Here is a 16,215-nt window from a genome sequence, read left to right as displayed (position 1 = left end):
GGGATGATGTTGTCGAGGTAGAAATCGCTACGTTTGAGTGGGTGGCATGGTGGACCGAGACTAGGCTGCATCAAAGCTTGGGGTCCCGAACCCCGGTCGAGGTTGAAGCCTCGTTTTGGGAACAAGACGGGTCCCGGGAAATAATAGAAAATAAGGTAAATGCCTAGGAACAAAACCCAGTACACTTCAGGACACTAATTTGGGGGTCAGGCCCAGCGCGTGTGAGGTAGTGATCAAGCAGAAACTGCGATGTTGTCTCCTGTCGTCTACTACCTTGTAGTAGAACGAACCCCACAAATTGCAAGTCCTACACTGCAGGTGCAGGGTGATACGCAAGGCTATTCTTTGCTTGCCGGGCCAATCCGGTTTGAACTTACCTATCGCGAAGGAAGCAACGACGGCTTTGGCATCAATGTTCCTTCGTCGGCTGAAGCTCCCTTTGTGCTGAGTGCTCGCGTCGAAGATGGTCGTGCGATTATGGACATTGGCAACATTACTCGTGGCGAGATGCCGCTTACCGGCGGCCGTGGTGTATGGGGATTTGTGGTCGGTGGTCTATTCTTGTTGGCAGTTGGTGGCTATGCTGCGCAGCGGCGTCGACAAGCATAAAGTTCATGCATAAGGCATTGGAGAGCACGTGAAATCTGAGCCGTTTAGTTTCCGGCGGTTGTTGGGTGAGATCCTGCTGACCGCCGGGCTGCTCATCGTATTGTTCGTGTTTTATGAAGCGTTCTGGACGAATGTGAAGTCAGGGCGGCTGCAGGCGCAAGCGAATGAGCGCATGGAGCAGCGCTGGCAGGAGACCGGTGGTGGCGTGCCGGACGACGGTGTTGCTGAACCGGATAACGGGCAAGCGTTTAGTCGGATCTACATTCCGCGGCTGGGTGCCGATTATGATTATGCGGTGTTGGCGGGGACTTCGCAGGACGTCTTGGCTGCTGGGCCGGGGCATTATGTGGATACGCAGGGGCCGGGCGAGATCGGCAATTTTGCGATTGCTGGGCACCGCATCGGGCAGGGGGCGCCTTTTGTGCACCTGGAAGACTTGCATGCGTGTGATGCCATCGTCGTCGAGACTGCTACGCAGTGGATCACCTATCGCGTGTTGCCCCTGGACGGCGTGCATGGGGGAGAGGTGCCGGTAGGGGCTGAATGTTTTCATGAGGAGCAACGCGCCAAGCTTGCTGGTGAGTATTCTGGCATTGCCGGGCGGCATATCACGCACCCGGGCGATGTTGGGGTGATTGCGCCGATCCCTGGCGTCGACCTGAGCCAGGAAGGTGCACCGGTGGCGAGTGAATCGATGGTGACGTTGACGACGTGCCACCCATGGTTTTCGAATAGCCACCGCATGATTGTGCACGCGATGGAGGTTGAAGCCCTGGACAAGGTGAGTGGGCAGCGCCCGGCGGCGCTGGATGAGGCTGTTTAGATGCTGGGACATGGCTGATAAGGCTGCCTGGGCGGGCCGAGCTAATAGGATGAACGGCGTAGAAAGATAAGGAGGTGAGGTATGTATCGCGGATTGTGGAACTTGTTGCCGGGTGGGGTGTTGGTGAAGTCAGTGTTGGCGGTTTTGCTGGCAGTGGGGGTGTTCTTCCTGCTAATGGAAGTGGTGTTTCCGTATGTGGCTGAGTTGATGCCGTATTCGGATGTAGCGGTGTAGATGCTGTGAGCAGTGTCTAAACCATTTGTGGCGTTAATCTTAGGGGTGAACTCGGGCTTTCTTAATTGAGTACGGTCTGCTAATTTTTCTTAGAGTTGTCTGTATTTTGCAGTAAAAGACCCTGTTTCTACCTCAAAAATACTGCAAAAGCTCAGCTTCCGGATCAATCGTCTTCAATGGAATGGACATCATGGCGTCTTTTAAGTCTCGTGTAATCGCACTGTGTGCTGCTGGCACTATTGCTCTTGGTGGAACCGTAATTTCTGTGCCGACTTCGTTTGCACAGGGTGCAGATGATCAAATTGGGCAAGGACAGCCTGTTGAGAACGTGCCAGCCCAAGACGACTCCGCGCGACCTGTTGGTGCGCCTCGTCTGCCAGGTCAAGGTGAAAACGCCTTACCGACTGCAAACGAGGTAGATCTCCTTCGCGAAGGGCAGACTGGTACTCTGACGATCAATAAAATCTTGGGTGACCCGGAACGAAACGCTAAAGGTGAGACACATACCGGTCCTAGCATTGGAGGTGAATCCAGTGAGCCGCTTGGCGGGACGACGTTTACTATTCAACGGTTGAACTTTGATTTAACCAAGTTGGATGGCTGGAAGAAGCTAAACGATCTCGCTAAGAGTAATTCTTTAATTAGCGACGCCGAGGGTGTCAAGGTTGCAGGTTCAGAGCAGTCTAAAACTACTCCAGAAGAAGGCAATAAAAAGGGGCAAGTCGAATTTGCCAATCTGCCAATAGGCGTCTATCTTGTCACTGAGCAGCCACGAGCTGGTTTCTCGAATTCTGCACCATTCCTGGTGAGCTTGCCGTACTCGGATGGAGCATCTGGTAAATGGATTTACACTCGAACTGTCCATCCGAAGAATCAGAAACTCGCACCGAACAAGCAGGTGGATGCGCAGGGAGTAACCTTGGGTGGCAACCTGCCTTACACCATTAATGCACCTGTTCCAGCCGGTAGATTGTCAGAGTTGAAGATCACCGATGAGCTTGTTGATAACCTTCGTCTGGTGACGACTGATGAGGACGGTCCGGTTGTCTCTACCTCGGCGGGTACTGAGCTAACTCGGGGCGCACAGGGAGACTATAGTCTAGGCACAGCTAACAACACGTTGACCGTTGAATTTACAGAGCAGGGGTTGCGCAAGCTAGAAGCTGCACGCGAGAATAACCCAAATTTGCAAGTCCACGTGAATTTTAAGGCTACGGTGGTGTCGCTGCCTGAAAACGGCGCCCCGATCACCAATACTGCACGGGTTAAATATCCAAATCGACCAGAGATTACAACGAACAGCCCGGCACAGGATCCGGAGGAACCAGGCGCCCCAACGTCAACGACGTATGCAAACCTACAGATCCGCAAATACACAGAGGATCAGGCAGAAAATCTGAGTTTGACGGGTGCAAAGTTTGAACTCTACCGGTGTGAAAACAAAGAGCTGTTTGGCGACCCGACTCCCGTGTCAACTACTCAGACGCTGGATAACCCGGAAAACGACATTGTAAGCACGTTGATAACTGGTGAAACCACGCGGGACGACAACAACCAGTATCAATCGTTCTTTGAAGGATATGGTATTCCAATCAAAGTTTCTGCCGCTGGTATTCCTGATGAGGAGTATGACTACTGTGCAATCGAAACACAAGCGCCTGCTGGATTTATTCGTAATCCAGAAGTTCATAAAGTGACAAAAAAAGAAATTACTGAAGGTCAAGCAGAGCGATGGGTCTTCGAAGTAGAAAACCAGCGAGAAAACTTCTTAAGTTCCTTGCCTGCCACCGGTGCTTGGGGAATCATCCTCGTGTTCTTGGTTGGCTTGGGACTTCTGGCACGTGGTTTCTACACCAGCCGTAAGGATGGACGCGCCACCGCGTAGTCAATTGGCCACCGCGGTTGGCGGTTAGAAATACCGCACCTAACTGGCGGGAGGCTGAGGAAGTCTCCCGCCAGTTGTCTAAGAAGCCCACGCAGTTCATGAACCGATATCGTGACCTGCACCGGTTAATCGGTAAGGAATCTGGATTGATTACTCAGCCGCGCACAATGCTCGCGCTCGTCGTTGTCAGCATCATGCTTACAGCAACCTCAATGATTTCGATCTTCAGTGGAGCACCCGCAACCCCACGCGCACGCGCAGACGTACCCAACCCAGCTATGCACTCTAACTTTGGTGACTGTGCATTCCGCAACGCCGGAACCGGACACAACACCAACAAACTCGAAGACTCATACTGCTGGCTCTCGGCAGAAAAGCTCATCTCCGGGCAACCGATATCGATCGGCGAATATGAGCTTCAGTATTCGGCCGCATTCGTTGGCACCCCAGGTCACACTAATGGCAGCGCAACCTCACACATAACCTGGAACAGGGCAGCATTTGGCAACTCAGTTTTCCCTCCGAATTCTTTGAACGATCCCGCGCCTGTCATCCAATACGAGAAAAACTTTGTTCGCCGAGGCAATCGAGGTGCGCAAAACACCATCATTAATCTCTCAAATATCCGACTCGTCGAAAAAAACGGCAATGGTGGGCAAGTAAACAATTTCAGTCTTGCATTTGCTGATGCGGAAACCTCGGACAAACCAACAGAATCCTGGAGTTTATCTGCTGACGCAGATGATGTCATTGCAACAGGTAAAGACATGGGATTTGGCGGATCAGGAAGAGGTAACAGTAATTCCTGCAGGAGAAGCTTCTCGGATGCTGGAACAAGTTTCCGCTGTGAGCCGCAAAACAACGACGGTGGATCCTTTGCTGTCACAATGAAGAACCCCAAAAACTTCAATTTACAGGTTGATCTCCGTACCGGAGGAAACCCGAGGCAGGCTGTAGCTTTCGCAATTGTGGTGGACCGTGTTGGAGGTGATGTACACCCGAAAGTCGGCGAGCGCCCCGAACTCACCGAGCTTGAATCACGCTATACAGGCCAACGTACTGAATTTGATCTGACAGCCACCGTTAATAGCAAACCGGTGTCCTTTAAACATGGTTCTTATGGGCTCGTTCCGCATGCGCACAAAGTGCACCGCTTCAATGCGGTGCCCCGTGATCACGCGATTGAACCAGATGCGGATCTATTATTTACCTCTCGGGCAGTCGTAGGCGACCAGGCAAAAGCCCTGTACCGGTATCGTCCCGAATGGACGTGCCGCGTACCAGGCGTCAGCATCGACGGGGTAGATGGGGCGACAGGATTTTCGTTCCGCGAGCCTGTGAAGCTAGAACGTTTTAGGCCCGATGGGCAAGCGGAATCATCAAACTATAATCACCAGGACGTCAACGGCCACAAAAACTATTTCGATTCCAATGTGCTAGAAAAATACGGGATCGAAATGTTCAATGACCCAGCTACAGGTATGAGCGAAGTGCGCATTGCTGCAGGCAATCGAAACATGGGCGGTACCTACTGCGAGGTTGAATGGATCCCGCGATTCGAGCTAGCCGAATTGCACCTGAGCAAAACTTTTGCCGCAGCGAGTGATTATCATCCCGGAGGCGAAGCCCCAACGGCAAAAATTGGGTACCAGTGTACAGTCGACCGTCGCAGCACCGGCAGCTATAACGCAAACTCCACGACGTTTAGCAATGACGATTTACGCGCGGCCTACCCAGACTATTTCCTCGCACAAGGCCCAGAGAATCAAGAAGACCTTGTGCTGCGTAACGTAATAGACGTTCCAGTCGATGGCCAACTCGTTATCGCTACCGTTCCCGAGCGGTTGCGCTGTGGAATTTTCGAAGATGACAGTGCCCAGGATGGCTTAGAACAAGACATCAATATCTCGATTAAACCCCACCCGAACGCTCGACCAGGTAACGCCGCAGATGAGTTCCGTGGAAAAATGCCGAAAATTGGGCCGGGCGAATTCGAAACCCTAAATTTTTACGTGAACCGGAAGAGTGAGGTTCCTTCCCACGGGAATGTGCAACATAGTAGGGGCGGCTTGCCGGTTACTTACGCGATTGCCTTGGAGAACAACTACCAGGCAGATCGTGCCCCCGTGACGATGGACTACGAGTTTATTCCGGAAAATAATCCGGAAGCTATTTTGGGCTCCGCTCAGACAAAGCAGATTACCTCCCATCTGACCTGTGATCACGTCTCGATTGTTGATCAGGATAAAAACCCAGTTCCAGATGCTCACTCGGGGGCACAGGTACGCCGAAACGGAAACTCAATTGCATTGGATAAACAACAAAACTTCCACGCGATGCCCACGCAACGCCAATGCAAGCTCGAGATCGAAGAATCAGCAGACGGCCCGCGCCCGATTGATCGCAAGCTATATCTAAACGGCGAAGAAGTGCCGGCAGGTATGCAAACCATTGATAATACTGACACTGCGCCGTTGGCATTCCTCTTCAAACTTCCAGGAAACCTTCCGGAAGGACAAAACAGCCATCAACTGCGCCTGGTATCCGACTACCGTCCTCGGGAATTAAAGTTCACCGTCGACAAGCTCATTGAAGGTCGGGAACCATTCAATATTGGACGTAACGCTTTGCTTCCGCATGATGCCACGGTGATGCCAATGACCCTGAAGGTGCGCAACGACGCTGATTTCCCGTTACCAGCTGGAGACAATCTTTCGCTTACTGATGCATCCCTTGCTGGCTACCGAGTAACAGTGGGCGGGACGATCGAAAACTTCGCGGTAACCGGAGGGGAGGAATTCACCATCCCAGGAGACGGCAACCTTGCTGCCATCAGGCACTGCTTCGCGCGCGCGGACGATGCAAACATTGGTAACCTCCGTGAAACCGAGGCCATTCCCGCAGAGACAGAGCTAACATGCCAACTGGCAGTACACATCCCGGCAGATGCAGGCGACGGCTACAGCTATGACGGAGACGCGTTCACAGTCACTGCCACGGCAGATGGACAAGAGCCGAAAACGGAACAATCTAGCTACGGTGCAACCAAGCTCTCCCAACTCATCGACCAGATGCTGCCAAACACCGGTGTGCAAACCATGGTCTGGATTTTGGGCCTTGGCCTGTTAGCATTGCTGTACGGATTGTGGCGGTACCTTCGTGATGATAAAGAGGAAAACTAAATGACGCTCCTTGCACAGCAGCCCTCAAGCGGTGGGCAGCCACGCCAGCAGCAGAGTGCGCGACACGCGAAGCGTAAGAAATCCAACAGTGCCATCTACCTCATCCTTGGTATCGCGGTGCTGCTGTACCCAATATTTGCGACCATCTACAACGACTATCAGCTCGACGCGCAAGCACGCAGCTACTCCGATAACATCGAAAAGATTCAGCCAAGCGAGCGCGTCGCCAAGTACCTCGAAGAAGCCCGCGAATACAACGAACGCCTAGCGCGCCAAGGCCACCACGCCATGCCACCAGAAGAAGGCGTGCCGGGCTTCGACGATTACATGTCGACGCTCAACGCCCCCGAAACTAACGGCGTGATCGCGCGCATCACCATCCCGTCGATCGACGTCGACCTGCCGGTTTATCACACAACCGCAGACCACGTGCTCTACGAAGGCGCCGGACACATGTTCGGTAGTTCGCTGCCCGTCGGTGGCCTGGGCACGAACTCGGTGATCTCCGCACACACGGGCATGGTCAACGCCACCATGTTCGACAACCTGCCGCGTATCAAAGACGGCGCCGACGTCTACATCGACATCATGGGCGAAAAGCTGCGCTACCAGGTCAACGCACGCGAAGTCGTCGGGCCGGATGACTATGAGGCCGTGACCTACGAACACGACAAAGACAAACTGACGCTGGTGACCTGCACCCCGTACGGAATTAACACAGACCGGCTGCTGGTCAACGCCGAACGCGTGCCAATGGATGAAACCCAAGAAACCCGCACATCGTGGATGCCACACCTGAGCTGGTGGATGTATCTTGATCTGTTCATCATCCTGGTGGTGCTCGCAATCGTTGCTTATCGCGAATGGAAAAAGCGCGCCGCACGCAAGGCAGCAGAGCGCGAAGCCGCAGAGCTAGAAACCATCGCCTAGGCCCAGGCACATGCGCACCAATCGCAGCACGCGGCAAAAACCACGCCGACGCTACCGCTCCGTCGTGTACTTCTTGCTAGCGCTGGCGGTTTTCCTATCGCCGGTGGTGCTGACCCACTACAAAAACGTCGAACAGCACAACCTCGCCGCGCAGTACTCCGAAGACATAGCGCTGCTGCCCGCAGAATACATCGACCCGATACTTGCCGACGCCCACGCCTACAACGAAGGGCTAGTGGATTTTCCCGTCTCCGACCCGTGGAAATACGGCGTGGACACCAACTCGCCGGCCTACCACGACTACGAAAACCACCTCAACGTCGACGGTCTGATGGCCCGCATTGAAATCCCGTCGGTGGGTGTTGATTTGCCCGTCTACCACGGAACTTCGACTGACGTGCTGGCGGCAGGAGTTGGCCACCTCTTCGGTACGGATCTGCCCGTCGGCGGGGACGGCACCCACTCGGTGCTCACCGGGCACACCGGAATGGCGACGTTGACCATGTTCGATAACCTCACCAGCGTCGCGGAAGGCGAAATCTTTACCGTCGAATCGATGGGGCAGAAGATTGCCTACCAGGTTGACCAGATTCAGACCGTGCTTCCCGATGAAGTAGAACACCTACGCGCTGAGGAAGGCAAAGACCAAATGACGCTGGTTACCTGCACCCCGTATGGTCTGAATACCTACCGGCTGCTGGTGCGCGGGCAACGAGTAGAAATGCCGGAACAACCACTCACGCGCACCTATTACAGCCCCTGGCAGCCGTGGATGGTGGCCTCAGTGGTGATCTCTTTGCTGACTGCCCTCTACCTGGTTTGGTGGCTGGTGCGCCGCGGCAGGCAAACCCGGAAAGCACAACGTGCTGGGGTGTAGCGTGTCAGTATGACCGAGAACAGCGAAACCAACCTGCATCATCCGGCTGGTGTCTCGGCTGAATCCATGGCTGACGAAGCAGTCGGTTACCGGCCGTTTCCTAGTGTTTCTCAATGGGCGGAGCTTTCGGTGTCGTTGCGCGATGTAGATAATGCACACGCGCGGATGCAAGAAGCAAAAGAAACAGTTTCTGAAGCCCTTGGTTCCGCTCTAGAGGCTGCACGACGAGCAGCAGCCGTCGACACGAATGCCATCGAGGGGATTTTTCCGACTGACCGTAGCTTCACGCGCACAGTGGCAGAGCAAACTGGTGCGTGGCAGCAGTTGATGGACCAACGAGGTGCGCACGTGCGGCCAGCATTTGAAGACACCCTCGCAGGTTTTGATTTTATTGTGGATCACACCACGGGCAAGTACCCGCTGACGGAAACCGCGATTAAAGAACTACACGCGGTGATGCTGAATAGCCAGGACGAGATCACGGTGTATGTGTCTGTTAACGGCACGCTGCAAGCTCAGCGGCAAAAGCTGCCGAAAGGCGAATACAAGAAGCAGCCGAATAGCGCTACCCTGCACGACGGCAGCACTTTCCATTATGCTCCGGTTGCTGACACGGCTCCAGAAATGGCGCGTTTTATAGCAGAGCTGAACTCTGAGACGTTTGCTGCCCTGCACCCTGTGGTGCAGGCTGCGTATGCGCATTATGCGTTTGTGCGTATTCACCCGTTCGCGGACGGTAACGGCCGGATAGCACGGGCATTGGCAAGTATCTTCTTATACCGTTCCCCCGGGGTGCCGCTGGTTATTTACCATGACCAACGAGCCGATTATCTGGATGCGTTGGAAGCCGCCGACGACGGTGACTTCAAGCGGTTAGTGCGGTTTCTCGCCGAAAAATCAGTGGACACAGTGCTTTCGATCATCGAAGACCTGCGTGAACATGCAAGCGAAAGCTACGGCCAGGTAGATGATGCGCTAGCCCAGCTTCTCGACGCTGACGCAGCGCCGAAAGACGTGCAAGAAGCAGCGACCAGGCTGCAAGAACTAGTACGCAGTGCACTGCAGAGCGAAATTGATAAGTGCTCGGTCAAAGATCAGCTGCAGCTAGACGTTTTCAGGCCTGCTGACCCACCACAGCACATCGTCGACTCCGTCGAGGAACCGTTTACTTTGCTTGATGGCAACCTCGGGCTGGTAATTAGCGCAAAGACGACGAAAGTAAAAGAAGAAAGCCACTATTGGGATGTGGTGGCACTGGCGGTAACGGATACGAACGACGAATCACCCGCAACAGCAGCTGATTTACGGCTGCGGTCCGCTGGTGGTCAAGACTTTGATGTGTATCAGCGTGAGCTCATCCCCGCGGTCTCCCAAAGTCTGCGAAACCGCACACAATCGTATGCCAAGGTGGTGCTCAGAGAGTTCCTCCACCACCTGAGGGATCTTCTCTTCAAAGAGAAGTGAGCACCTTTAACAACAGTGAGCACCCCAGCAGCCGACTAGGGCAATCGCGACTGACAATCGCTTAATCCCGCCGCACCAACCGCTGCGCAGCGACGTCGTAAACGTAGTGCACAATATCACCGTTGATGATCTTTTCGACGGCATCGATGATGGCCTCCAGCGGGGCAATAAACCATTCGGTTGCTGCGGGTTCCGTCCCGCGCGTGATCTTCAGCCGCGCCGGGGCAAACACCCGGTGTAACAGGTGTTCCAGCGCCGACGGCCGAAGGTTATAGGTACGGAAGGTCTCGACGATTTCCACCGGGGCATGCAAGTAGGTCGCCGATTTTTCTGCGCCCTGGATGCGCTTTTCGACGGAAGTGGTGCAGTACCCGATCTTGTACAAATCACGCAGGCTAGCAATTTCTGGGTCTGTGCTCAACGAGCGCAACACATAAATCCGCCCCGAAAGTTTATCGGCGTCGCCGATCTCGTCCATCGTCACGCTGCGGTTATAGGCCAGCACCTTGCCGTCGCTCTCGTAGAGGCGAATGGCGAACGATTGCAGGTACATCGCAGATTCCGTACCGTTTTCGAAAACCACCCGAAGGCGCTGCTTCGGGCGGCCTTTGGAGTCCAGCGGCGCGCCGGGGTCGGGATCACGGACTTCTGCCACGAAGGCGAGAGAGCCCTTGACCACGTAAAACTTGCCCTCTTCGAGGGTTGATTCGCCTTTAAACTCCGCCAACACCACAGAGCCGTCGGCAAGCTGCTGCTGCTTTTCCTTAAACGCCTGGCGGAAAGGTGCAAAGTCGTGCACGCGGGTGCGCTCAGCGACCGAATCCGAAGGCTTCGGGCTGCGCTTGGGCAGGGCAGCGGTGTCGTAGAGATTGGCATCAACGCCGTCCGCCTCGTCCAGAATATCCGCTAAAAAGTCGAAGCCAGAACCCGCACCGCTGCCGTCGGCAGTCTCGTCGGAGCCGGCGAACAACTCTTCCAGTGATTCCGGAACCTCAGGTTCGGCGAGCAAGCCGACGTCGTCAAGATGCCGCAAGTGTTGCTTCTTCTCCTCGCTGTTGAGGATACCCACCAGACGCGCACCCAGTTTGCGCTCGGCGATCTCACGCGTATCTGGGTCCGGTCGGCGCTTGTGCTTGTCGTAAAACTCCAAGATCTCGATGAAGGCGCGCTCCAGCCGATCCTCCGACGTGATCGGGCGTGGCTTTACCGGGGCCTCAAACAAGCCCTCGTCGTCGTTTTCGAAAAGATCGATCAGCTCCGGCGACAGGCCCGTGCCTGCGGCGGGGGCTTGCTCGGCGGGGTGCTCGGGGGCTTGTTCGCTGTGGTGCTCGTTAGTCATCTCGGCCTCCTACCTCTCCAGCCTGCCGTTGCTGCGCTTTGTACTCTGCGCGCTTTTTCTGCAACCACAACAGCGCCTCACCCATGCGACGCTCCCGCGGCTCCTTCGAGCGGTGGTTAGGAACCCGCCCGTGCATCTGGTGGAAGTGCTTGATGTCCGGGGCCAGCTGCATCGCTTCCTGCTCCGTCATCTCAATCTTCGTCGCCGCGATCGCATCCTGCACCGTCGCCAGCACCTTGGAGTTCACGGATTTGGACATGATCTCGTAGGCCTTCTGGAAGGGGTTGATCGAATCAATGAGGTTGATGTTGATGTCATTGATGTTGATGAAGCGATCAGCCAACCGTAAGAAGCGATCATCGCCGACCTCGCGTACCTCGCTGGCTTTCAACGCGGTATTCGCAATAACGGCCTGGCGTACTTCCTCAACTTCTTTGTCGTTCAGGTCTGGGTAGCGCTCGCGGATCACCCGCGGGATGTGTACCTGGTTTGTGGTCTCGGGCTTGCAACCACCGATGGAGCCCTTGGCGACGTTTTCGTCCTGCAACACCGCCGCGGTTAGATCCGGCAGATCCGAAGCCACGATCTGCTTCGTGCGCTCCGTCGACGGCTCTTGGAAACCAGTGATGTAGATGTTTTCTTGCGTGCCCTCGCCGAAGGTGGAACTGCGCCGCCCACCATCGGCGTCCGCGCCGGTGCCAGCAGCGGTGCTGTCTGGGCGGTCCAAGTCGGCGTCGGCAAGATCCGGTTTTTTCGCTTTGAACTGGAAATTGGGCGCCAGCACTTGTTCCATGAGCAGGGAAGCGGTGATTGCTTTGAGCATGCTGTTGACTGCGAGCGTGACGTCGTCGGTCTCTGCGTCCGGTTGCGCGATCAGGTTGGTGAACTGCGCGTGCTCCTTGCCAGGGCTATCGCGGGTGATGCGGCCGATGATCTGGATGATCTCCGTCAGCGAATTACGGTAGCCGATGGTCAGCGCGTCTTCGGCGAAGGGCCAGTCGAAGCCCTCTTTGGCCATGCCCAGGGCGATGATGATGTCGACGGCATCGCGCTGTTTGCCTGCGACGCCGGAAAGATACGTCAGCACCCGGGCGCGTTGCTTCACGTCGGTGTCCGTCACCAAATCGGCTACGCGCACCAGCTCGCCGGTATCGTGGCGGCGCACCTCGAAGATGCCGTGCTCGTCCGTGCCCACCGGGGTGCCGATGACGTCCATGATGCGGCCGACTTCCTCGTATTTATCCTTTGTGGAGTCCGAGGAATTGACCGACGGGATGTGGATGATGGTCTTGCGGTTGAGGTTGAGCACCTCGCCGATCGAGTCGGTGTAGGCGCCTTGGTAGAAGTGGTGCCCGATGCCCAGGGATTTGAGGTAACGGTAGCCGTTGAGCTGGTCGTAGTAGTTGAAGCGCACCGGGGTGAATTTCGCTTCGTCTTCCGGGGTAAGCACCGGGGTGGAATCGCCGCGGAAGTAGGAGCCCGTCATGGCGATAACGTGCACGTCGGATTCTGCCATGGCTTTTTGGATCAGCGCGCCCAGTCGGTTGTTTTCTAGGTCGGCGCTGACGTGGTGGAACTCGTCGATGGCGAGTACGCAGCCGTTGAAGTCTTGCGGGCTGAGCACGTTGAAGGCGTAGCGCAGGGTGGCATGCGTGCACACCAGGGTGGCATCCGGCCCGGACATGAACTGGCGGAAGGCCTCGACTTTGCTTTTTGTGGAGCTGGGCCCGCAGAGGTTGTTTTCTGGCTTGATGGTCCAGTCGGTGAAAAACCCGTGGGTGGTCAGATCCGTGTTGGAGAATGATCCGCCGATGGAGCGTTCCGGCACTGCCACGATGACTTTCTTGCGCCCTTGGTTGAACAGTTTGTCCAGGGCGACGAACATCAGTGCGCGGGATTTACCGGAGGCCGGTGGGGCTTTGATGAGCAGGTATTGTGCGGCGCGCTGTTCCCACACGCGGGCTTGCATTTCGCGCATGCCCAGCTGATTGGTGGCCACTGATCGCCCTGATTGTTTGTAGGTGACGTCGATCATGTTCATGGTGTTGTCTTCGCTTGCCGACGGCTGCTGGTTACTCATGGTTAGTTTTCTCCTGCGGTCATTTCTTCGTATCGTTTGAACAGTTCGGCTAGGCGCTCATCATCGGATTGGAAGGGTTTGGTGCCGCGCTGGTAGAGCTTGTCGACGAGCGCGTCGTTGTTGTTATGTGCTTCGCGGAGTAGGTCTGGCATTTTGTCCGGATCGTAGAGTTCTGCCAGGGTGTTTTCGCAGTAGTACTCGCGCACATCCAGGATGCGCAACGCGGTTTGCGTGAGCTGTTCCTTGGTTTTCGGCTTGAGATTTGGCACCGGGAAATTGTTGTAGACGATGGTGTTGGAATATTGGAAATCTTCTCGCATTCTTCCACCAACAGCGCCGAGCCAAGCCATGTGCATCTTGGAAGTCAGCAGGGCGAACAGCCACGGTTCGGCGTCATAGATCGCGAAACCTTTGTTAGAAATAACCGTGTCTGGGCCAAGGAATCCGATGGGGACATACTCGCGACGACCCGAGGAAATACTAGGCACAATGATGGACTCTGTGGGTTTGTAGGCCCGCTGACGGAAACGATGTGGGTATTCAGCATAGTCGCGGGTGGATGCGGCCTTGCTATCCAGACGAAATTTCTTAATTACATCAAGACGCCGGTCGATGTCGGGGATTGCTCGGGCCTCCGGGACATCTTCGTCGTTGATCCATAAGCAATAGCGCTCCTCGCCACGAATAAAATCAGCGGCACCCACGTAGTGCTTAATGAATTTGCGTGCGTGAGGGCTGTTTCCAACCAAATCGTCTCGTTCGCGGCGATCGAGATTGAGAAATCCTCCGTCTGTAGGTTTAGATCCAAAGAGCATTTTTGGGAGTTTTGGGCATAACGGCGTTGTTCTCCGAGGAATTGTAACTAACGGGCCGTCGGCAAGATAACCGTTGATTTGCTTTGCCTCAATACGGGTATCACCATCGAACAAATACTTCTGTTTAGTACTAGGTAGGCGCAAAGAAATAACACAAACCGTAACACCGGCATTACCCCGTGCGCTGTTCGTCCATTTGAATGAGGTGTAGGCGTAGCCAATTTCTAAGCCCATATTGAAGAGCTCAGGAAACAGTAGAGACACATGATCACCTTGGGCTACCGAATTCGTACTGACAAATGCGAGCTGAGCATTTGAATTGCGAATAAACTCTGCACCTTTGATGAACCAAGCAGAAATGTAATCCTGGTTTTTTGAAAAAGGACGATTGCCGTAGGCGAGTGCAAGATCTTCCTTCTGTTCCTTCGACTGCATACTAGAGCCGAGGTACGGCGGGTTACCGATCAGATAGACCTCGTCGTCAGCATCGTGAGGGCAGATTGCTTCCCAGTCCACTCGGGTGGCATTCGCACAGGTGATCTGGCCCATGCTGCGCAGCGGGATCATATGCAGCGTGACGCCGAACTTATCCTCAAACTCCTGGTTCATCTGGTGCTTGGCGATCCACAGCGCAAGGATCGCCACCTCCGTGGCGAAGTCATCGATCTCAATGCCGAAGAAATTGTCGATCTTCACCACGGACTGCTCGAACAGTGTCTGGCGCTTCACGCTCAGAGCCTCTAGTCGCTGCAAGATTGCGTGCTCCAGGCGGCGTAGCTCCTTATACGCAATGACCAGGAAGTTTCCGGAACCACAGGCAGGGTCGAAAACCTTGATATTGCCGATGCGGTGCAACAACTTTTCCAGCCGTGGTGCGGAATCATAGGCAGCCTCAAACTGCTGCTTGAGTTCGTCGAGGAACAACGGCTCGATGGTTTTCAAAATATTCGGTACCGAGGTGTAGTGCTGGCCCAACTCCGAGCGGGAACCACTGTGGACCACCGCCTGGAACATGGAGCCGAAAATATCCGGGTTGATGTCTTGCCAGATCAACCGGCCCAGGCGGATCAACAGATCCCGGGATTTAGCGTCGAAGTGCGGTACCTGAAAACGCTCGTCGTCGCTAAACAATTGGCCGTTGACGTAGGGGAAAACCTGCAGATGGGCAGGGTAGTCAGATTTATCGGCGACATCGAGGGCAGCGAAAATCTCTTCGATGATGGTGTTGGTGCCCGTGCCGTCCTCACGCGAGTGCGAGGCAATAGCTTGGGTGAATGAGCCGTCGGGGAATAGCCCGGTGTCTTCTGCGAAATAGCAGAACAACAAGCGGGTGAAAAAGACGTTGAGGCGGTGGCGGTCTTGTTCTGTTTGCAGGGAGACCGCATTGGTTTTGACCAAAGCGTCGAAAAGCTCACCCATATGCTGGGCGGCTTTCGTGTCCGCGTGCTTTTCCGCAGCGTACTGCGCCTTTTCCATACCCGCCCACGGCAAAAAGAAAGAGTAGTGCTTCGCCAGCTGGCCCAACGGGAAAATACGATTCTCGTTAGTCTTAATATCCACCGCGGCTAACCAATGGTAGTCCGTGGCGATGACAAACCGAGTGTTATAGCGGATGACGCGCTCGTGCGTGCGCAGGTGCTGGACGGCGTCGAGAAGCTTCGCCTCGCGCTCCGCCGGGGAAGTGGGGGTGTCGGCGTCGACAAGCGGGCGGAAGTAGACGATGTTCTTCTGGGCATAATCCCGGGAAGGATCCTCCGCCACGTTGTAGCTGCCATTGCGGAGGCGAGTGACATTAGACTGCGCGCGGCCATAGGCGAGCAGCAGATCGAAGAGGAGATCATCGCCGAACTCATCCTGCTCTGCGATCTGCGTGACGCGCTGCTCAATTTCCCGGACGCTAAGCGTAGCCACCTTGCGTATATCCTTTCGCCGACAATTCTCTGATTAGAGTGTAGGCGATTGGGGTGGGGGAAGAGG

11 protein-coding genes are annotated in these 16,215 nt (G+C 55.2%); 8 read left to right on the top strand and 3 right to left on the bottom strand.

Annotation, left to right across the window (positions count from 1 at the left end; genetic code table 11):
• Window positions 1-249: 249 nt before the first annotated feature.
• From RCH87_RS07520 to RCH87_RS07485, 8 genes are all read left to right on the top strand, one after another.
• The gene (locus tag RCH87_RS07520; protein ID WP_306516098.1) at window positions 250-609 is read left to right on the top strand and encodes an LPXTG cell wall anchor domain-containing protein; all 360 of its coding nucleotides are present in this window, start codon (window positions 250-252) and stop codon (window positions 607-609) included.
• 28 nt (window positions 610-637) lie between these two features.
• On the top strand, window positions 638-1,432 hold the full coding sequence (locus RCH87_RS07515; protein ID WP_306516097.1) for a class E sortase: 795 nt from the start codon (window positions 638-640) through the stop codon (window positions 1,430-1,432).
• A gap of 81 nt (window positions 1,433-1,513) precedes the next feature.
• Window positions 1,514-1,666: a hypothetical protein gene (locus RCH87_RS07510; RefSeq protein ID WP_306516096.1), complete on the top strand. Its 153-nt coding sequence runs from the start codon at window positions 1,514-1,516 to the stop codon at window positions 1,664-1,666.
• Between the two features lie 190 nt (window positions 1,667-1,856).
• On the top strand, window positions 1,857-3,551 hold the full coding sequence (locus RCH87_RS07505; RefSeq protein WP_306516095.1) for a SpaH/EbpB family LPXTG-anchored major pilin: 1,695 nt from the start codon (window positions 1,857-1,859) through the stop codon (window positions 3,549-3,551).
• Between the two features lie 98 nt (window positions 3,552-3,649).
• Window positions 3,650-6,733 (top strand): hypothetical protein, encoded by a 3,084-nt coding sequence (locus RCH87_RS07500; protein WP_306516094.1) that lies wholly within the window; start codon window positions 3,650-3,652, stop codon window positions 6,731-6,733.
• Complete coding sequence (locus RCH87_RS07495) at window positions 6,734-7,663, top strand: class C sortase (RefSeq protein ID WP_306516093.1); 930 nt, start codon at window positions 6,734-6,736, stop codon at window positions 7,661-7,663. It abuts the gene before it with no gap.
• 10 nt (window positions 7,664-7,673) lie between these two features.
• Window positions 7,674-8,540 carry a class C sortase gene (locus RCH87_RS07490; RefSeq protein ID WP_306516092.1) on the top strand — a complete coding sequence of 289 codons (867 nt, stop codon included), beginning with the start codon at window positions 7,674-7,676 and terminating at the stop codon, window positions 8,538-8,540.
• Window positions 8,541-8,549: 9 nt separating this feature from the next.
• Window positions 8,550-10,004, top strand: a complete 1,455-nt coding sequence (locus RCH87_RS07485) for a Fic family protein (protein WP_306516091.1) — start codon at window positions 8,550-8,552, stop codon at window positions 10,002-10,004.
• Between the two features lie 61 nt (window positions 10,005-10,065).
• Here RCH87_RS07485 and RCH87_RS07480 read toward each other — a convergent pair whose 3' ends face one another.
• The 3 genes from RCH87_RS07480 to RCH87_RS07470 are packed head-to-tail and all read right to left on the bottom strand — an operon-like array spanning window position 10,066 to window position 16,149.
• Window positions 10,066-11,343 carry a GIY-YIG nuclease family protein gene (locus tag RCH87_RS07480; RefSeq protein WP_306516090.1) on the bottom strand — a complete coding sequence of 426 codons (1,278 nt, stop codon included), beginning with the start codon at window positions 11,341-11,343 and terminating at the stop codon, window positions 10,066-10,068.
• Complete coding sequence (locus tag RCH87_RS07475; protein WP_306516089.1) at window positions 11,336-13,423, bottom strand: DEAD/DEAH box helicase; 2,088 nt, start codon at window positions 13,421-13,423, stop codon at window positions 11,336-11,338. The genes RCH87_RS07480 and RCH87_RS07475 overlap by 8 nt, the downstream gene beginning before the upstream one ends.
• A 2-nt stretch (window positions 13,424-13,425) precedes the next feature.
• A complete protein-coding gene (locus tag RCH87_RS07470; protein WP_306516088.1) occupies window positions 13,426-16,149 on the bottom strand; it encodes a DNA methyltransferase in 2,724 nt (907 codons plus the stop codon).
• Between the last annotated feature and the right edge of the window lie 66 nt (window positions 16,150-16,215).

Origin of the sequence: Corynebacterium sp. (assembly GCF_030826625.1) — a bacterium.
GTDB lineage: Bacteria > Actinomycetota > Actinomycetes > Mycobacteriales > Mycobacteriaceae > Corynebacterium.
Note: the sequence above shows the minus strand (reverse complement) of the source record. Positions and strands in the feature narration are given on the sequence as shown.

Bases quoted from the DNA above. Each gene is read 5' to 3' on its own strand.
- RCH87_RS07520 (WP_306516098.1), top strand. From the start codon at position 250: ATGTTGTCTCCTGTCGTCTACTACCTTGTAGTAGAACGAACCCCACAA.
- RCH87_RS07480 (WP_306516090.1), bottom strand. From the start codon at position 11,343: ATGACTAACGAGCACCACAGCGAACAAGCCCCCGAGCACCCCGCCGAG.
- RCH87_RS07485 (WP_306516091.1), top strand. From the start codon at position 8,550: ATGACCGAGAACAGCGAAACCAACCTGCATCATCCGGCTGGTGTCTCG.
- RCH87_RS07490 (WP_306516092.1), top strand. From the start codon at position 7,674: ATGCGCACCAATCGCAGCACGCGGCAAAAACCACGCCGACGCTACCGC.
- RCH87_RS07495 (WP_306516093.1), top strand. From the start codon at position 6,734: ATGACGCTCCTTGCACAGCAGCCCTCAAGCGGTGGGCAGCCACGCCAG.
- RCH87_RS07475 (WP_306516089.1), bottom strand. From the start codon at position 13,423: ATGAGTAACCAGCAGCCGTCGGCAAGCGAAGACAACACCATGAACATG.
- RCH87_RS07505 (WP_306516095.1), top strand. From the start codon at position 1,857: ATGGCGTCTTTTAAGTCTCGTGTAATCGCACTGTGTGCTGCTGGCACT.
- RCH87_RS07510 (WP_306516096.1), top strand. From the start codon at position 1,514: ATGTATCGCGGATTGTGGAACTTGTTGCCGGGTGGGGTGTTGGTGAAG.
- RCH87_RS07500 (WP_306516094.1), top strand. From the start codon at position 3,650: ATGAACCGATATCGTGACCTGCACCGGTTAATCGGTAAGGAATCTGGA.